Origin of the sequence: Kribbella sp. NPDC051137, from assembly GCF_040682535.1 — a bacterium.
In the GTDB taxonomy this organism is placed as follows: Bacteria; Actinomycetota; Actinomycetes; order Propionibacteriales; family Kribbellaceae; genus Kribbella; species Kribbella karoonensis.
The window spans coordinates 382,339-398,604 of record NZ_JBFBBI010000006.1 but is presented as its reverse complement, the minus strand read 5'-3'; the positions used below and the strand labels follow the sequence as shown (position 1 = coordinate 398,604).

General features: G+C 68.5%; 19 protein-coding genes, 1 tRNA gene and 1 pseudogene. 5 read left to right on the top strand and 16 right to left on the bottom strand.

From position 1 onward, the window contains the following. Positions 1-3: 3 nt before the first annotated feature. The 6 genes from AB0M51_RS32570 to AB0M51_RS32545 all read right to left on the bottom strand — a co-directional run bounded on the left by AB0M51_RS32570 (position 4) and on the right by AB0M51_RS32545 (position 6,972). A complete protein-coding gene (locus AB0M51_RS32570; RefSeq protein WP_344192529.1) occupies positions 4-2,466 on the bottom strand; it encodes an ABC transporter permease in 2,463 nt (820 codons plus the stop codon). A 1-nt stretch (position 2,467) separates the two neighbouring features. Then, positions 2,468-3,247, bottom strand: coding sequence for an ABC transporter ATP-binding protein (locus AB0M51_RS32565; protein ID WP_344192531.1), 780 nt, complete (start codon positions 3,245-3,247; stop codon positions 2,468-2,470). Positions 3,248-3,345: 98 nt separating this feature from the next. After that, the gene (locus tag AB0M51_RS32560; protein ID WP_344192535.1) at positions 3,346-4,014 is read right to left on the bottom strand and encodes a response regulator transcription factor; all 669 of its coding nucleotides are present in this window, start codon (positions 4,012-4,014) and stop codon (positions 3,346-3,348) included. Further along, on the bottom strand, positions 4,015-5,193 hold the full coding sequence (locus AB0M51_RS32555; RefSeq protein ID WP_344192537.1) for a sensor histidine kinase: 1,179 nt from the start codon (positions 5,191-5,193) through the stop codon (positions 4,015-4,017). Positions 5,194-5,275: 82 nt separating this feature from the next. Next, the gene (locus AB0M51_RS32550) at positions 5,276-5,917 is read right to left on the bottom strand and encodes a TetR/AcrR family transcriptional regulator (protein WP_344192539.1); all 642 of its coding nucleotides are present in this window, start codon (positions 5,915-5,917) and stop codon (positions 5,276-5,278) included. Between the two features lie 59 nt (positions 5,918-5,976). Continuing rightward, positions 5,977-6,972: an acyl-CoA desaturase gene (locus tag AB0M51_RS32545; RefSeq protein ID WP_344192541.1), complete on the bottom strand. Its 996-nt coding sequence runs from the start codon at positions 6,970-6,972 to the stop codon at positions 5,977-5,979. Positions 6,973-7,092: 120 nt separating this feature from the next. On the opposite strand from AB0M51_RS32545, the gene AB0M51_RS32540 reads away from it, so the two are divergent. Further along, a tRNA-Gln gene (locus tag AB0M51_RS32540) sits at positions 7,093-7,164 on the top strand. A gap of 182 nt (positions 7,165-7,346) precedes the next feature. Here AB0M51_RS32540 and AB0M51_RS32535 read toward each other — a convergent pair. Both AB0M51_RS32535 and AB0M51_RS32530 read right to left on the bottom strand, forming a co-directional pair. After that, positions 7,347-7,463, bottom strand: a pseudogene (locus tag AB0M51_RS32535) (tyrosine-type recombinase/integrase); the annotation flags it as partial. Between the two features lie 101 nt (positions 7,464-7,564). After that, the gene (locus AB0M51_RS32530) at positions 7,565-8,020 is read right to left on the bottom strand and encodes a hypothetical protein (RefSeq protein ID WP_363751808.1); all 456 of its coding nucleotides are present in this window, start codon (positions 8,018-8,020) and stop codon (positions 7,565-7,567) included. Between the two features lie 265 nt (positions 8,021-8,285). On the opposite strand from AB0M51_RS32530, the gene AB0M51_RS32525 reads away from it, so the two are divergent. Then, positions 8,286-8,669 carry an ester cyclase gene (locus AB0M51_RS32525; RefSeq protein WP_363751806.1) on the top strand — a complete coding sequence of 128 codons (384 nt, stop codon included), beginning with the start codon at positions 8,286-8,288 and terminating at the stop codon, positions 8,667-8,669. Between the two features lie 217 nt (positions 8,670-8,886). On the opposite strand, the gene AB0M51_RS32520 is transcribed toward AB0M51_RS32525, so the two are convergent. The 3 genes from AB0M51_RS32520 to AB0M51_RS32510 form a co-directional block, all read right to left on the bottom strand. Further along, positions 8,887-9,342 carry a hypothetical protein gene (locus AB0M51_RS32520; protein ID WP_363751804.1) on the bottom strand — a complete coding sequence of 152 codons (456 nt, stop codon included), beginning with the start codon at positions 9,340-9,342 and terminating at the stop codon, positions 8,887-8,889. A gap of 228 nt (positions 9,343-9,570) precedes the next feature. Continuing rightward, positions 9,571-10,095: a kinase gene (locus AB0M51_RS32515; protein ID WP_363751802.1), complete on the bottom strand. Its 525-nt coding sequence runs from the start codon at positions 10,093-10,095 to the stop codon at positions 9,571-9,573. 314 nt (positions 10,096-10,409) lie between these two features. Then, a complete protein-coding gene (locus tag AB0M51_RS32510; protein ID WP_363751800.1) occupies positions 10,410-11,066 on the bottom strand; it encodes a phosphotransferase in 657 nt (218 codons plus the stop codon). Between the two features lie 701 nt (positions 11,067-11,767). Between AB0M51_RS32510 and AB0M51_RS32505 the strand changes: the two genes are divergently transcribed. Then, positions 11,768-12,217 carry a hypothetical protein gene (locus tag AB0M51_RS32505; protein ID WP_363751798.1) on the top strand — a complete coding sequence of 150 codons (450 nt, stop codon included), beginning with the start codon at positions 11,768-11,770 and terminating at the stop codon, positions 12,215-12,217. A gap of 22 nt (positions 12,218-12,239) precedes the next feature. Here the strand turns inward: AB0M51_RS32505 and AB0M51_RS32500 are convergent, their stop codons facing one another. Then, positions 12,240-12,545 carry a hypothetical protein gene (locus tag AB0M51_RS32500; RefSeq protein WP_363751796.1) on the bottom strand — a complete coding sequence of 102 codons (306 nt, stop codon included), beginning with the start codon at positions 12,543-12,545 and terminating at the stop codon, positions 12,240-12,242. A gap of 16 nt (positions 12,546-12,561) precedes the next feature. Next, on the bottom strand, positions 12,562-12,999 hold the full coding sequence (locus AB0M51_RS32495) for a GNAT family N-acetyltransferase (RefSeq protein ID WP_363751794.1): 438 nt from the start codon (positions 12,997-12,999) through the stop codon (positions 12,562-12,564). A gap of 74 nt (positions 13,000-13,073) precedes the next feature. On the opposite strand from AB0M51_RS32495, the gene AB0M51_RS32490 reads away from it, so the two are divergent. Together AB0M51_RS32490 and AB0M51_RS32485 are read left to right on the top strand one after the other, a co-directional pair. Continuing rightward, positions 13,074-13,610: an N-acetyltransferase gene (locus AB0M51_RS32490; protein WP_363751792.1), complete on the top strand. Its 537-nt coding sequence runs from the start codon at positions 13,074-13,076 to the stop codon at positions 13,608-13,610. Next, a complete protein-coding gene (locus AB0M51_RS32485) occupies positions 13,607-14,092 on the top strand; it encodes a GNAT family N-acetyltransferase (protein ID WP_363751790.1) in 486 nt (161 codons plus the stop codon). Before AB0M51_RS32490 ends, AB0M51_RS32485 begins: the two co-directional genes overlap by 4 nt. Here the strand turns inward: AB0M51_RS32485 and AB0M51_RS32480 are convergent. Genes AB0M51_RS32480 through AB0M51_RS32470 form a run of 3 tightly spaced genes read right to left on the bottom strand, consistent with a single transcriptional unit; the run spans position 14,054 to position 16,153 of the window. Further along, positions 14,054-14,494, bottom strand: a complete 441-nt coding sequence (locus tag AB0M51_RS32480) for an NUDIX domain-containing protein (RefSeq protein WP_363751788.1) — start codon at positions 14,492-14,494, stop codon at positions 14,054-14,056. The genes AB0M51_RS32485 and AB0M51_RS32480 overlap by 39 nt on opposite strands. Continuing rightward, positions 14,495-15,520, bottom strand: a complete 1,026-nt coding sequence (locus AB0M51_RS32475) for a pyridoxal-phosphate dependent enzyme (RefSeq protein WP_344192569.1) — start codon at positions 15,518-15,520, stop codon at positions 14,495-14,497. Positions 15,521-15,580: 60 nt separating this feature from the next. Beyond that, positions 15,581-16,153, bottom strand: coding sequence for a hypothetical protein (locus tag AB0M51_RS32470; protein ID WP_344192571.1), 573 nt, complete (start codon positions 16,151-16,153; stop codon positions 15,581-15,583). Between the last annotated feature and the right edge of the window lie 113 nt (positions 16,154-16,266).

Sequence of the window (16,266 nt, the reverse complement as noted above, 5' to 3'; positions counted from 1 at the left end):
GGCTCATTCCGTGGCCAGCGCGCCGGCCGGGGCGACCTTGGCCGCGCGGCGGGCCGGTAGCACCGAGGCGAGCAGGCCCGCGACCGCGGCGACGGCGGCGATCGCGATCAGCAGCGTCCCGGGTACGGCGTACTCGACGCCGCCGCTGACCGTCTGGCCGCCCATCAGCGCGCTCGTCCCCGTCCACCCGTAGATCAGGCCGAGCACGATTCCGAGCCCCGCCGCGACCACCGCCATCAGCAGCGACTCGACGGCGAGCATCCGGCGCAGCTGGCCGCGGGACAACCCCATCGCCCGGAGCAGCGCGTTCTCCCGGGTGCGCTCCAGTACCGACAGGCTGAGCGTGTTGCCGACGCCGACGAGCGCGATCAGCACCGACACCCCGAGCAGCCCGATCCCGACGATCAGCAGTACGTCGAAGATCTGCGTGTAGGTGGCCCGCTTGGCCAGGCCGCCCTCGACGGTCAGGTCCTTCACGCTCGGGATCGACTGCTGCACCGCGTCGATCACGTCCGGGGCGTTCGCCTTCGGGTCCGACGCCAGCCAGTACCCGGTGACCGACGCGGTCGGCGCCAGCTTCGTGAGGTCGGCCGAGGTGAGCGTGATCGGATCCAGCCCGATCGACAGCGCGACGGTCAGCGTGAGCTTGTGCTGCCCCGCCACGATCGTGATCGGCGAACCCTCCTGGACGTTCAGCGCGCGCATCGTAGAGTACGCGAGCAGCGCCGTGCCAGGCTTGAGCTTCCCGGCCAGCTCCTGGTTGTGGATCACCGAGCCGGCCTTGGCCGGGTCGATGCCGGTGACCGACATCTCCTGACCCCCGGCCTTCACGTCCGCGGTGCTGACCGGGACCACCTGGGTGATGCCCTTGATCTCGCGGAGCTGCTGCTCGGCGCCGGCCGGCATCTTCTCCTTCCACGCCGTCACCGTCAGGTCGACCGGGTACTGCCCGTTCATCGACACGTCGAACGTCTTCTGCACCGAGGCGATCCCGACACAGGTCAGGCTGATCAGCGTGACGCCGATGAGCAACGCGGACGTGGTGGCCGCGGTCCGCTTCGGGTTCCGTACGGCGTTCGCGACCGCGATCCGGGCCGGTACGCCGCCACCGCGGGCGGGCAGTGCGCCGATCAGCCGGATCAGTGCCGGTACCAGCAGCGCGCCGACCGCGAGCACCCCGAGGAACGAGATCACCCCGCCCGCGACGCCGATCAGCACCTGATGCATCGCGGCACCCGCCGCCAGCAGTACGCCGCCGCCCGCGAGCAGCAGGAAGCCGGTGAGCAACCGCAGTACGCCGGCCCTGGACGAGGCCGCCGGGGCAGCCTCCGGACGGAGGGCCGCCAGCGGTGCCACCTTCGTCGCCCGGCGCGCCGGTACGACGGCCGCGATCAGCGTGGCCAGCGTGCCGAGCAGCAGCGGGACGAACACCGACGCGAGGTCGAGGTGCAGCGGCACCTTCGGGATACCCCAGTCGAACTCGCGGGACAGCGTCAGCGCCAGCGCGGACAGCGCGACGCCGAACACCACGCCGACCGCGGATGCGACCACGCCGACCACGCTCGCCTCCGCGAGTACGGACGTGAACACCTGCCGCCGGGACGCCCCGACGCAGCGCAGCAACGCCATCTCCCGGGTGCGCTGGGCGATCACGATCGTGAACGTGTTGCCGATCACCAGGCACGCGACGAACAGCGCGATCAGCGCGAACATCCCGAACACGCCGCCGAGCACGTCGATGCCGTGCGTGTAGTCCTCGACCTCGTGCTGGACGAACTCCTTGCCGGTGTACACGGTCAGCTCACCCGCGACCACCGCGCGGGCCGCGTCCGCGAGCTGCACCTGCGAGACGCCGGGCTTGGCCGCCAGCGCGATCCCGCGGACGAACGCGTCCGGCGAGATGATCTTCATCGCGGCCGGCGTCACCACCGCGGGCGCCGTACCGACGGATTTCTCGTCGTCGAGCAGGCCGACCACGCGCAGCGTCCAGGACTTGCCGTCGAACGAACCGATCCGTAGCTGGTCGCCGAGACCGATCTTGTGCTTGGCCGCCTGCCGGGCCGCGATCGCGATCTCGTTCGTTGCGGTCGGCAACCGCCCGGACGAGGTGCCGGGGCCGGCGATCACCGTACTGTCGTGCAGCGAGTCGACCTCGATGCCGGTCGGCCGGACCAGGTCCGGGTAGGCGGCGTTCAGGTACGCCGTGGTGAGCGTGACGACCGCGGCCGCCTGCGAGACCTGCTGCGCCTTCGCGATATCGGTCGGTGAGATCGTCGCCCGCGACGGGTAGACGACCGCGTCGACGCCCTTGTACTGCGCACCGATCGTCTCGTCGATACCGTGCGACGCCGACGAGTGCACGATCATCGCCAGCGAGCCGAACCCGACCCCGAGGACGATCGCCAGGCAGGCGGCGACCAGGCGGCCCAGGTGGGCGCGCAGCGAGGAGAGGAGTGAACGTCGCACGTCAGGCCCCCAGCTGCCGCAGGGCGTCCAGGACGCTCTCCGGGGTGGGCTGCTGCAGTTCGCCGGCCAGCTTGCCGTCGGCGAGCATCACCACGCGGTCGGCGTACGACGCGGCCAGCGGGTCGTGGGTCACCATCACCACGGTCTGGCCGAACTCGCGGACCGAGCGGCGCAGGAACCCGAGCACCTCGGCCCCGGACCGCGAGTCCAGGTTGCCGGTCGGCTCGTCGGCGAACACCGCCTCCGGCCGGCCGACCAGCGCCCGGGCCACCGCGACCCGCTGCTGCTGACCGCCGGACAGCTCCGCCGGGCGGTGCGTGAGCCGGTCCTGCAGGCCGAGGACGTCGATGAGCGTGTCCAGCCACTGCTGGTCCGGCTTGCGGTTGCCGAGCTCCAGCGGCAGCAGGATGTTGTCCATCGCGGTCAGCATCGGCAGCAGGTTGAACGACTGGAAGACGAAACCGATCCGGTCCCGGCGGATCTTGGTCAGCTCCGCGTCGGCCAGCTGGGTCAGCTCGGTCTCACCGAGCAGCACCTGACCGCTGGTCGGGGTGTCGAGCCCGGCAAGGCAGTGCATCAGCGTCGACTTGCCGGACCCGGACGGGCCCATGATCGCGGTGAACCGGCCGACCCCGAAGTCCACCGAGACCCCGTCGAGGGCGGCCACCGCGGTGTCGCCCTGCCCGTACACCTTGCGCAGCTCGTGGGCGCGGATCGCGGTCCGCGGCGTACCGTCCTGCGGCAACCGGCCGACCGCGGGCTGCGGTGTCTGCAAGCTCATCTCACTCCTCGACTCAACTGAACGTTGGTGACGAAGTTAGTGAGCGGGGCCGCCGATCTCGTCGGACCGCAGACTGGAGTGTGCGTACGACCTGGGTATTACTTGGCCGGTTTCACGAGGCCGGTCTCGTACCCCAGGACTACCAGGGCGACCCGGTCGCGGAGGCCGGTCTTGGCCAGGATCCGGCCGATGTGGGTCTTGACCGTTGCCTCGGACAACGTGAAGAGCTTGGCGATCTCGGTGTTCGACAGGCCGCGGGCGACCTCGATCAGCACCTCGCGCTCGCGGGCGGTCAGGTCCTTGAGATCCGGCCGCTCGGTGTCCGCGTCGGGGAGCGCGCCGGCGAAGTGCTCGAGCAGGCGTCTCGTCGTACTGGGGGAGACGACCGCGTCCCCGGAGTGCACCTGGCGGATCGCGTTCAGCAGGTCCGCCGGCGGGGTGTTCTTGAGCAGGAAACCGGCCGCGCCGGCCTTGATCGCGGCGAACGCGTACTCGTCCAGGTCGAACGTGGTCAGCACGATCACCTTGGGTGCCTCCGGCAACGACTGGAGCCGACGGGTGGCCTCGACCCCGTCCAGGCGCGGCATCCGGACGTCCATCAGCACGACGTCGCAGGCGGTCACCTGGATCTTCTCCACCGCCTCGCCGCCGTCGCCCGCCTGGCCGACCACCCGCATGTCGGCCTGCGAGTCCACCAGCATCGTGAACCCGGCCCGGACCAGCTCCTGGTCGTCCACGAGGAACACCCGGATCACTTCGTCAGACACTTATGCTCCGCTCGGCAGGTTGTACGGCAGCCTGGCGACCACCTCGTACCCGCCGCCTGCCTTCGGTCCGGCGCTCACCGTACCGCCCGAGACCGAGACGCGCTGCCGCATCCCGACCAGGCCGTGACCCGGATCCGCGCTCGGCGCGACCCCGGCCCCGCGGCCGTCGTCGGTGACCACCACGGTCAGCATCTCGCGCCCGAAGTCCAGCGCGACGGAGGTACGCGCTCCCGGCCCAGCGTGTTTCAGCGTGTTGGTCAGCCCCTCCTGCACGATCCGGTACGCCGTCAGCCCGAGCAGCGCGGGCAGCTCCCGGACCTGACCGGTCACCGTGTACTCGACGGCCAGGCCCGCCTCGCGGACGTTCTCGATCAGCTCCGGAAGGCTGGACACGCCCGGCTGCGGGCGCGGCTGGTGCGGGCCGAGCTCGGACTGCTCGTCCTGCTTCAGCAGGCCCAGCATCTTCCGCATCTCGGTCAGGCTGGCCCGGCCGGTGTCACCGATCGTGGCGAGCGCCTTCTTCGCAGCCTCCGGCGACTGGTCCGCGGCGTACAGCCCGCCGTCGGCCTGCACGATCATGATCGACAGGCCGTGCGCGACCACGTCGTGGATCTCGCGCGCGATCCGGGTCCGTTCGTTGCTGACGGCCAGTTTCGCCTCGCGGTCCCGGTCCCGTTCGAGCTGGGCGGCCCGCTCCTCGAGCTGGGCGACGTACAGGCCCCGGGTCCGGCGGCGTTCGCCGAAAGCCCAGACGCCGAAGACGAGCGCGGCCAGCCCGCCCATCGTCGTGACCTGCTGCTTCCAGTCCGAGTTGGCCCAGTAGCGCGAGGTCGCCATCAGCACGCCGAGGCCGCCGATACCGAGGGCGACCCGGCTCAGGCGGACGTCGCCGTACACGGTGATCGCGTACAGCGCGACGAGCAGGCCGATGTTGCCGGGCTGCAGCTCGACGCCGGTCAGCCATTGCAGGGTGGCGACCGAGCAGACCGCGAAGAACACCAGCTCCGGGTGGGTCCGGCGCCAGATCAGCGGGAACAGCATGCCGAACGCGAGCAGCCCGCCGAAGTGCGCCTGCGCGAGCGACAGGAAGCCGAAAACCATGCAGAGGCCGCCGGCCAGCAGCAGGTCGAACGCCTTGCTCCGGGCAGGCAGCGGCCGCGCGGTCAACATCCCCGTCATGGTGGCCAGGGTACGGGGGAGTCGGGCGCCGGAGGTCATGCCACGGGCGGATGTCGCCGTACGACCGGGGTCGGCAGCCCGACTATTTGTGCGGTCGGGTCGAGAGGATGGGCTTGGCCTCGAGGCCGGACAGGCCGTTCCAGGCCAGGTTGACCAGGTGGGCGGCGACGTCCTGCTTCTTCGGTTTGCGGGCGTCCAGCCACCACTGGCCGGTGAGCGCGACCATCCCGACCAGCATCTGCGCGTACATCGGCGCGTTCTTCGGCTCCAGCCCGCGGCGCTTGAACTCCTCGGCCAGGATGTGCTCGACCCGGGTCGCGACGTCGCTCAGGATCGAGATGAACGAGCCGGTCGACGACCCGACCGGCGAATCCCGCACCAGGATCCGGAAACCGTCGGCGTTGTTCTCGATGTAGTCCAGCAGCGCCAGCGCCGCCTGCTCGACCAGTTCGTGCGCCCGGCCGGCCGTCAGGGACTGCGTGACGCCGTCGAGCAACGCCCGTACCTCGCGGTCCACGACCACGGCGTACAGACCTTCCTTGCCGCCGAAGTGTTCGTACACGACCGGCTTGGAGACCTCGGCGCGAGCCGCGATCTCCTCGACCGAGGTGCCCTCGTACCCCTTCTGCGCGAACAGGCCGCGGGCGATCGTGATGAGCTGCTCGCGACGCTCGGCACTGGTCATCCGGATCCGGCCGGATCGCCGCGGTTTGGGTTCCGTCACGTCGTGATCACGTCAGCATCATGCCGTACTTCGAGTCGTGCGCGAGTAGGTTTTCGCTCTCAGGCAGCCTTCAGAGTACGCGTCGAGGCGTCCACCCGGCGGGCTTCCAGCCGTTCCCTGACCGGCCAGCGGACATCCGACACCCAGCCGCACTTCTCGAAGAACCAGATGCACCGGGCCGACGTGTCGAGCTGCCCCTTGAGCACGCCGTGCCGCGCGCAGGTCGGGTCCGAGTGGTGCAAGTTGTGCCACGACTCGCCCTGGCTGAGGATCGCCAGCCACCACACGTTGCCGGACTTGTCCCGGCTCTTGAACGGCCGGTCGCCGATCGTGTGGCAGATCGAGTTGATCGACCAGGTGACGTGGTGCAGCAGCGCGATCCGGACCAGGCTGGCCCAGAAGAACGCCGTCAGCGCACCCGTCCACGACCAGGACCAGAGGCCCCCGATGACGGCCGGCGCCAGCATGCTCACCGCTACCAGCAGGGGGAACATGCGGGACACCTTGACGATGTCCTTGTCCCTCAGCAGGTCCGGCGCGTACTGCCGCTGCGGCGTCTGCTCGGTGTCGAACAGCCAGCCGACGTGCGCGTGGAAGAAGCCCTTGGTGAGCGCGCCCAGCGTGTTCCCGTACTTCCACGGGCTGTGCGGGTCGCCGTCGCGGTCGGAGAACTTGTGGTGCTTGCGGTGGTCCGCCACCCAGCGGATCACCGGCCCCTCGATCGCCAGCGATCCGGCGACCGCGAGCACGATCTTCAGCGTCCGGTTGGGCTTGAACGACTTGTGCGTGAACAACCGGTGGAAACCGATCGAGATCCCGTGGCCGGCGATCGTGTAGAACACCGCCGCCAGCACGACGTCCCGCCACCCGAGGAACCCGCCCCACGCGATCGGCACCGCCGCCAGCACCGCCAGGAACGGGATGCCGATGAACAATCCCAGCGCCACCTGCTCCCAGACCTTCTTCTGCTCACCACCGAGAGTCCCGGTGTGAACGTCGTCGACGGTCGCGCTACGGGTGGGCGCGTCCGGCAGGGTCGCAGTGGGTGGAGTCATAACTGTTCTTCCCTCGCTCAGGGGTCCTTACCTACGCAACCGTAACCTACGGACCCGTAGGTTGGAACCCCTCAGCGTGTCATCCACCCCACTCATGGCAAACTGTCCCGGCAACCACGATCCCCCGTGGGGTAATCGGCAGCCCGCGAGACTTTGAATCTCGAAGACCAGGATCGAAACCTGGCGGGGGAGCAGCACAAACCCCGGCTCGGGACCCTCTGAGCCGGGGTTTTGCCAACGGATTCGCTAACAGGCCACTGGGGCCGGGCGTCCGGGTCGTCATCATGCGGCTTCGTGCCCGCCGCTTCGGTGTAGCCGTCGAAGGCAGCGGCGAAGGTGTTAGCAACCTCGTCGGCGTGCTGGCGGATGACGTGCGCGTAGACGCGGAGGGTGATCGCCGGGTCAGCGTGCCTGAGCCGTTCCGCCACAACGTGAACCGGCACGCCAGCTGTCAGGAGCAGGGTGGCGTGAACGTGCCGGAGGTCGTGCAGCCGAGCGTGAGGACACGGCTTCGGCGGCAGGGGGAGTTCCTGCCGCTTGGTACGCCGGGTGGCCGGGATCGCAGGCTCGTGTCGTCGAACCGTCTTAGCGCTCAGCAGCCGACGTCGCTTGAACCGGTGCGTTTGAGTTTTGACAGCGGTGATGGCTCTGGGTCAGCCGCTTGCCAGTACTGGCCGGACCCGAGCTTGGAGGGTTCGAATTGGACCGTGGAAGCGGCGCCGGTCGTGCCTTTGATCTCGAATCTGATCGTGTGGGTCACGACCGGTTCTACAAACGCCGATGATTCACTGAATCCGTTAGGCACCCGGCCGAGCACGATATGGGTGACTTCGGCCTCCGCGACACGCGACACCTTCCACAAGATGACAGGTGTGGGCGCCGTCAAGTCGTACACCGCCACCTCGTTGATCGACTCGCCCGGACAGCTGCGATACCCGACGGCGAGCTGCCCGGTCGCCTCGCGTTCGACGTATCCGCGTGGACCGGGTTCGCCAGTCATGAGAGCCGTCAGGCCGACGATGGCGAGAGCGGCCGGGATGACGCCCAAGCCGCCGATGATGAGAGCTAGCCTCCACCGTGGCGGCACGATTCACCTCGCTCCATCAGCGCAGGTCACCCAGCGTAGTCCTCATCGGAGCCACCACGGTCCAGCCGGTGCAGAGTTTGCTAACACCAAACGTGGACGACAGCGGAGTGCCGGGAATCGCGGGCGCGTTGTATTGCCGAATGAGGACCGACATCAGGTTGGTGACGGTGTCACCGCCCGGCGCCGATTGATGTGCGGATCCCGCGATCGGCCCGAGAATGGGGTCATGGCCACCCGTGATGACATTGTGAGTCGGTACCTCGCCTACCTGGATGCCTGCAACCGGCGCGCGTGGGAGGAACTCAGGGGCCATCTTGCCGAGACGGTCGTGGTGAATGGGCTCTCGCGGACCCAAGACCAGTACCTCGCCGATGTGCGGGCCACGACCGCGACGTTTCCCGACTACCGGTGGCGCCTGGTCCGCGCTGTCGTCGAAGGCGAGTGGCTGGCCGTACACCTGCATGACGTTGGAACCCGCAGCAGGACGTTCCTGGGTGTCCCCGGGGACGGGACTCGTGTGGAAACCCAGGAATTCGACATGTATCGGATCATGGCCGGGCGGATACACGAGGTAGAAGGCACCGCTGACAACGCACGACTATGCCTCTGAAGAGATGGGCCGGACGATCGATTTGGCTCCTATAGATCAAGGCGCGCCTTCGGCCCGCGCCGCACGCTTCGGCATCTTCCGCTGAACAACCCAAGGGCTCCGTCCCGGGACCCCTGACCTCCATCCGGGATGCCACCGGGCCGCCTTCCCGCCTCACCGAGCGACGGGAAGCCACCCCTTCAACGTGCAGGCATGCTTAACGAGCGCTTCGTAGACCTCACCAGCCTGAATCGGGCCCGTGATAGGTAACGCCGTGCCGTAGGCAAGCGTCTGCTAGGGCCTGATCGGCTGCCCGGAGCTGGGCACCATCGATGATCATGACCTCAGCGAAAAGGCGGAAGCCCGAGGGTGGCGGATCGGCGCGAGAATCGACAAGAACGAATGGGAACGGGCCACCTGATTTTGGCCCAATCGCCCATACAAGTTGACGTGCCCACCGCTGGAGCAACACATGCCGCAGGTCGGCCCAGGCCACGGCCTCGCGGCGATCGCCCCGGTACATCCACACCAAGTGCTTGCCGTCGTCGACAAGCTGGCTTGTTGCGCACACTTTGGCCCACCACCACGCCCGGAAGAGCCCAGCGAGCACGATCCCGACGCCGAAGAGCACCAGGCCAAGGGTCTCGACCCCGATCCCACCCGCGGTGACGACAAACCCGGCCGACGTGAGCATGACAGCTCCTCGCCAAGCCCCCACGTGCAGAGGCCGAGGCAAGGATCAACGCATTCCCGGCGTCATCAGGTCGGTCACGCATGAGACCAACTATGCCGTCCGTTTGCTAACGGATTTGCTGGCAAGACGCGTGGACGGCTGTGGACAGGACCTGGGGATTCGGAGGGTCGGACGCGAGCGCGAAGAGTTGCCTGCACGGACAGGTCCTGAGCCGGGGTTCTGCTCGTCTCAGGGCCAGCAGTCTTCGAGGATGCGTGCAACCGTGGAGTCCAGGCTCTCGTCGGCCGTGATGACGCTTTCGTCCAGGTCCGTGATGGGTTGGAACCCCCGGTACCACTGCCGCATCTCGGCTTCACCGAAGGCCTTCGCGACGGGCTTCGTCGAGTGTCTGCGGACGGTCTCCTCGAAGGACAGGTCGTAGATGTAGCTGCGAGACACGCCGCGATGATCCGCAACCAGGCGCGGGAGGACCTGCGAGTACCACTTCGCGTTCAGGATTCCTTCGATGATCAGATCGAAGCCCTGCCCCAGCATGTATCTCGCGGCCAGGTCGATGAGCCCGACCGGGTGACCTCCGGCGTCGTCCCCAGTCCCCAGGATGTCGCGTCGGATGACGTCCTGCCCGAGGACGGCAACCGTGCCGACCGGCCGCGCGGCACGGATCGCGGCGGCCACCACCGACTTCCCTGACCCGCTGTTGCCTCGCAACGTGATCAGCCGCGTCGAACTCGAACCAACGGCTCCATTCCCCACCCAGCACTCCTCTCATACCTGACGATGCGTGGCCCGACGCGACTTGAATCAGCAGTCGGCGGTGACCGACGCCTAATGGTGGTCGCTGTCGAGCCGGCATCCCGGCGCCGCGGATGTCCGCTGGTAGTGATCGAACTCGTAGGCACACTCGCCGTGCAGGCCTTCAGCCCAAGTGCCGGAGTCGGCGAGCTCGCTCCCGACTCTCCGTCCACTGTGCACAGAAGCCGCTCACGGGTCGAGGATGCCATCTATTTCGTGGCTGGGCTGGACGCCGACTTCATGCAGATGCTGCGCCAGGCAGGGGACCCGGGTGCCTACCGCAGGGAGACCCGCTGCCAGAAGCTGTCGGAATCGTCGAGACCGATGTAGTACGGAATCCGCTGGTCATCCGGGTCGCCCCCATATTGCTCCACGAAGGTACGCGCGGCAGGGATGAGACCGTACTGCGGATTCCGTCCGTGGGCGAGGCTCTTGTACATCAGTGCGAGGTCGACATACCTGTCGCCCATGCCGAGATTGCCGACGTCGAGCATGCCGCTGAACTGCAGGGTCTCAGGATCGACGAAGACGTTCGGTGCCGCGTAATCGCCGTGCGTGACAACCTCTGGCGTGCCCGGAAACGGTGAGCTGAACGGCGAGCTCGGTAGGGCGTGCAGTTCGCGGAGACCGGTTGCGATCGCGCGGAGTACGGCGGGGCGGTCGGCAGCTGACCAGTCGTCGGTAACATCCCGGCCACGAAGCTCCGTGGTCAACATCCAGCCGTCGCCTCGGTCGACCACTCGCGGGCAAGAGAATCCGGTCGCAGCGAGCCATTCCAGCCGGTCTGCCTCGTCGCCGACGATTTCACCCTGCTTGTAGTAGAAGGACTCACGGCCGCGCGCGAGGCGGACCACGGTTGCTCCGGAGAGGCCGCCGTAGATTGGCTCGGCGGCGTCTGCGCCGAACCGACCCATCAGTTGCTGGAGATCCACGCAGCGAAAGATACGGTGAAACGCCAAGATCAGCCCCCCATTTGACCTTGTCATCGTCCCCGCCAACAGGGCCGCGACGCCTGGCCGAGGCCCGGCGGCAACTCCCGTACGAGGAGGACGTCGAAGATTCCTGGGATCGACAACGCCGTACAGCCCCGGCGCGGCACCACCTGTCGTGGCGAACGCTGGACCACAGTCGCCCGCGACGCGCCGTACCTGACTTCACCTGGTGCCTTCGACAACGAAAGCGGCCTCGCCGTTTGCCAGGGCAAACCTGCCAACTCCTAGGCCCGGTGCCGACTGCTCGCTCACCCGGGGCGCCGGGCAGTCCAACGGGTGGGTTCGGGGAGCCAGCAGGGGCAGAATGGGGGACCGGCTGGGGCGGCGTACCGGCGGGTGTGTGCTGTACGCCGTGCGCCCGATGCGGGCCGGATCGACGAGGGGGCGTGGGGACGTTGGCGACGGATGACGCCTGCGGGACCGGAGAGATGCCGGCGGCCGGCGGATCGGACCGTCGTACGCCGCCTGCGCCTGGGCCGTGGCGGCTGTCCGTGGTGGGTGGCTGGCGGCTTCTGGTGGCGCAGGTTTGTGTGTTGGCGGTGGCGGCGATCGGTCTGTTGGTGTTCGGTTGGGCGAGTGCTGGTCTGAACACATACCTGACTGTCGTCGACCCGCGAGGCGGTTCAACGCCGGGCAGGTCGATGGACCTGACGTGGGCGGTGATCGTCGGCGGCCTTTTGCTGGCTCTCTTCGCCGCAGCGGGACTTCCTCGGTCGACGCGTGCCTCGACCGTCGACCGGGGGCGGGCTTCGGGCGGTGCGGGCGGGGCGGTTGTGCAGTTCGTCGGGGGTTCCGTGGTTGTTGGCGGGACGTTGCTCGCGTACCTCGTCACTCATCCGTACACCTTCGGCGGACCCGACACCCCGTGCACCTACGCCTCCTGCTGGCCGCTGCGACCGCAGGCTCTCGCACTGACCGCACCAGGCCTCGCCGCCGGGCTCGCCCTGACCTTGATGGGCTTCCTCGCCAACCGCATCCCGTGGCGGCTCCGTGCTCTCGTCCCGCCCGCACTCTGGCTGACGCTCCTCCTATTACAGAACGCGATCTGGGATGCGTACCTGCTTCCGATCTTCCAGGGACCAGCCCACTGAGGTGCATCTGCACCCCGAGAATTCAGCGGTGGCGGGGTGGGGGTTGGGGGCGGCGGTGGGCGTGGATTACTGCGGTGGTCCAGGTTGCCAAGGCGGCTAGTAGGCCGATTGTGGCGCCGGTCGCGGGGGAGTCGGCGAGGCTGCCGAGGGTGGCGCCGGCGGTGGTTAGGGGTAGTGCGGTGGCGATCAGTAGGCCGAAGGCGTCGCCGGTGGTGCCTAGGTCTCGGAGGCGTTTGGTGAGGGGGCGGCGGGGGCGCATGGTCAGGAGCAGTTGAGCGCTGACGACGATCGCGACTGCCAGCGCTAGTAGATACGGCACGGTCCGCACGGGGACATTTTCGCTGTTAGTGGAGGTTCTTCTTGAAGAAGACGGCGGAGTCTTCGTAGTTGAGGGTTTGGTAGAAGGGGCCGGCTCGGCGGCTGGCGAGGGATACGTAGGCGGCGCCTTCGGATGTGGCCCAGTCTTCGGCGTGGGTCATCAGGAGGCGGCCGATGCCGGAGCCGCGGTGGGATTCGTCGACCATCAGTTCTTCGATCCAGGCGACGCGGCCGTTGGCGAGGAAGGTGAGGTGGGTGCTGGCCAGGAGGTAGCCGACGATGTTCGCTTCGGGTGTTTCGGCGACCAGCAGGAGGGTGCCCGGTACGTCGACCAGTTGGGGCCAGGTGGTGTTGAAGGCTGCGTGTTCGGGGGTGAACGAGGTGGCGAACGCGTGGGCCAGCGGCCAGACCTGGTCGGCGTCGTCGAGGCGGGCAGGGCGGGTACGGATCTGCTGGTCGGGCATGGACCCAAGTCTCACAGGTGAAGCCCGCGGGGAAATCCGGTGCGAGGCGCCGGATGGGTCTCTATTCTCCGGGCATGGAGCTTCGGGAAGAGCGGGTGGGCGACCGGCAGGCTGTGCGGGAGGTTCAGCTGCGGGCATTCGGTGATCACGGGCCCGTTGTGGCGGAGCTTGTCGACAGCTTGCGGGACATCGTCGGTCTGTCGTTGGTTGCCGAGCTGGACGGGCAGGTGGTCGGGCATGTCATGTTCACCCGGAGCCTGCTCGACGCTCCGCGGCGGCTGGTCGACGTACAGGTGCTGAGTCCGCTGGGCGTGCTGCCCGAAGTGCAGCGGGTTGGCGTCGGTTCGGCCTTGGTACGGCGTGGGGTGGGGATACTGGGCGAGAGGTCCGTTCCGCTGGTGTTCCTCGAAGGCGATCCGGGCTACTACTCCCGGTTCGGCTTTACGCCGGGCGGGGAGGTGGGGTTTCGGAAGCCGTCGTTGCGTATTCCGGACGGGGCCTTCCAGGTGTTCAGGCTTCCGGCGTACGAGTCGTGGATGACCGGAACGCTCGTCTATGCGGAGCCTTTCTGGCGGCATGACGCCGTTGGTCTCCGCACTCCCGACGCATGATCATCCGTCGGGTCTGTACGGCGGATGTCGCGAGCCTGCACGCGAATCGCCTGTGTGGGTTGACGATCGAGGAGACCGCGGATCTGGTGCGGTCGGCGGTGGAGCAGGAGACGGGGGATCAATTCTGCTTCTTGGTTGCCGCCGACGAGCGAGGTGTGGCGGGGATGACCACCGTGCGGCGGTTGGAGCACCGGATGCGGCGGCATCGGGCGGAGCTCGGTGGGTTCGTGATCGTGCCGGCGGCGCGGGGGACCGGATTGGCGCGGCGGATCGTGGGTGCTGCGAGGGAGCGAGCTGCGCGATGGGGATGTTCGGTGCTGGAGGTGAGCTGCCGGGGTGGGACCGAGGCGGAGCGGGCCTATCGCGGGCTCGGGTTCGAGGAGTGGGGGAGGTTGCCGGGCGGGCTGCATGATCGGGGCGGGCTTGTGTACGACGAGGTGCGGTTATGGCTGGATGCTGTCGGTGAGCAGGGTGGTCAGTAGGCGGCCGAGGGTGGGCGGGTAGACCGTGTCGCGGGTGGCTTCGAGTTCGGCGGCGGACCACCAGCGGAAGGCGAGGATCGTGCGGGCTTCGTACGGGGTCAGCTCGGCGGGGGCCGGGTCGAAATGGTCGACGCGGTGCATCAGCCATTCCTCGTGTACGTCGTACCGCTGGTCCTCGTACTCGTACGTGTGATCGCGCCGCCAGACGTGTACGCCTGTCGGGAGGTCCCGCAGGCCCGTTTCCTCGTAGGCCTCGCGGGAGGCCGCCTGCTGAAGGGATTCGCCGGGCTCGATGCCGCCGCCGACCGGGTACCAGTAGGTGGTGTCGGTGTTGCGCGACTGGATGAGGAGGAGGCGGTCGTCGGGGTCGAGCAGGAGGAGCTTGACTGCTTGGCGGACCATTCAGATCCAGCTCCGGTACTTCGTGTGGTCGACGTTGCTGCCGCAGATGATCGTGGTCACCGGGCGGCCGGCGAAGCGAGTCGGGTCCTCCAGGATCGCGGCGATGCCGAGGGCGGCGGACGGTTCGACGATCAGGCCGGCGTGGTCGTGGAGCAGGCGGATCGCGGTGACGATGGTGGATTCCTGGACGAGTACGGCGTCGTCGGCGACCTGCAGAAGGTCGTCGAGTACTTCGGGGATCGGGTGGCGGCCGGCGACGCCGTCGGCGATCGTGATCGCGGTGTCGGTGCTGATGACGCGGCGCGCGTGCCAGGACCGGGTCAGCGCGGGAGCGCCGTGCGGTTGCACGCAGACGACCTCGACGTACGGCGTGAGCGTCTTCAGCACGTACCCGATCCCGGTCGCCATCGCGCCTCCGCCGAGGGCGACTAACACGACGGGCCGGTCGCCCGCCCGCTCGGCGGAGCCGTCGTACGGCGCGACCGCTCGCGGCCGGTCGTCGTACGGGTCGCTGTACTGCCCGAAGGAGGCGGCGAGTTCGAGGGCGATGGTGGCGGCGCCTTCGCAGGTCTCCAGGTCGAGGCTGTCTTCGAGGAGGCGGATGCCGTCGTACTGCGCGATCGCGGCGGCGCGTTCGCGGGCGAGCTCGTGGTCGCCGTCGACGAGTTCGAGGGTGGCGCCGAGGGCGCGGATACGATCGAGTTTGGCGGGGGTTGCGTGGCGGGACGCGACGACGGTGACGTCGAGGTCGCGGTGCCGGCCGGACCAGGCGAGGGCCTGGCCGAGGTTGCCCGCGCTCGCGCAGACCACGGCACGTGAGTTGCCGCGGGCCAGTTGATCGGCGACGACCTCGGTGCCGCGACCTTTGAAGCTACGGACCGGGTTCGCGGTCTCGAGTTTGACGGTGAGCGCGCAGCCGAGCGTCGGCTCCAGGGCTTCGCAGCGGTACAGGGGACTGTCCAGGAAGACCGGATCGATCACCCGGCGGGCCGCCCGGATCCGTTCCATGTCGAGCCGCGTCTGCATGGCGGCAGCCTAGGGCGGCTGAGGGGCCGGGGGTGGCGCCGCCACCCCCGGCCGCGGTGCCTACTTCAGGTGGGCCAGCCAGGCGTGGTCGGGGTAGCGGGGTTCGATGTGGTTGTGGAGCCAGGCACGGCGGGGTGCGTCGAGGAGGGCGGCGACGTCGTGGAAGTCGGCGGTGTCCTTGACGCGGTCGGAGCGGGACTTGAACAGCAGCGCGATCTCCGGCGCCAGGTAAGGGATGCCGTCCCGGGTGAGGGTGATGTCGGCGAGCGGTTTGCGGATGGTGCCGCGGCCGCGGTGGTAGACCCAGTCGTCGCCGTCGGCGGCCGCGAGGATGATGCGGACCGGGATCGGCAACAGGTCGTCGGGGAACGCCAGTACGTCGGGGCCGGGCGTGAGCGTCTCGCCCGGCTGCCACGGGCGCTGGGCTCCGGTGTTCGGGTTCTCGACGGCGGGGCGCGGATCGGTGAAGGTGGCGGCGACCAGGTCGAGGTCGCGGGCCAGGACGAGTACGTCGACGTCGGTGTGTTCGCGACGTACCCGGTCCGCGAACAGGTCGAGCGCCCACCCGCCGGCGATCCAGTACTGCCCGGGGTAATCGGCGAAGTACTCGTGGACGGCGTTCAGAGAATGCATTACGGGACTCCCTCGCATGAGGTCGGATGCGGTGAGCCCCGGTGGGAGAGTCAGAGCCGCCGAGGTTTTCGAGGCGGCACCGCGCAGGATCTGCGCATAAGACCACCTCCTTC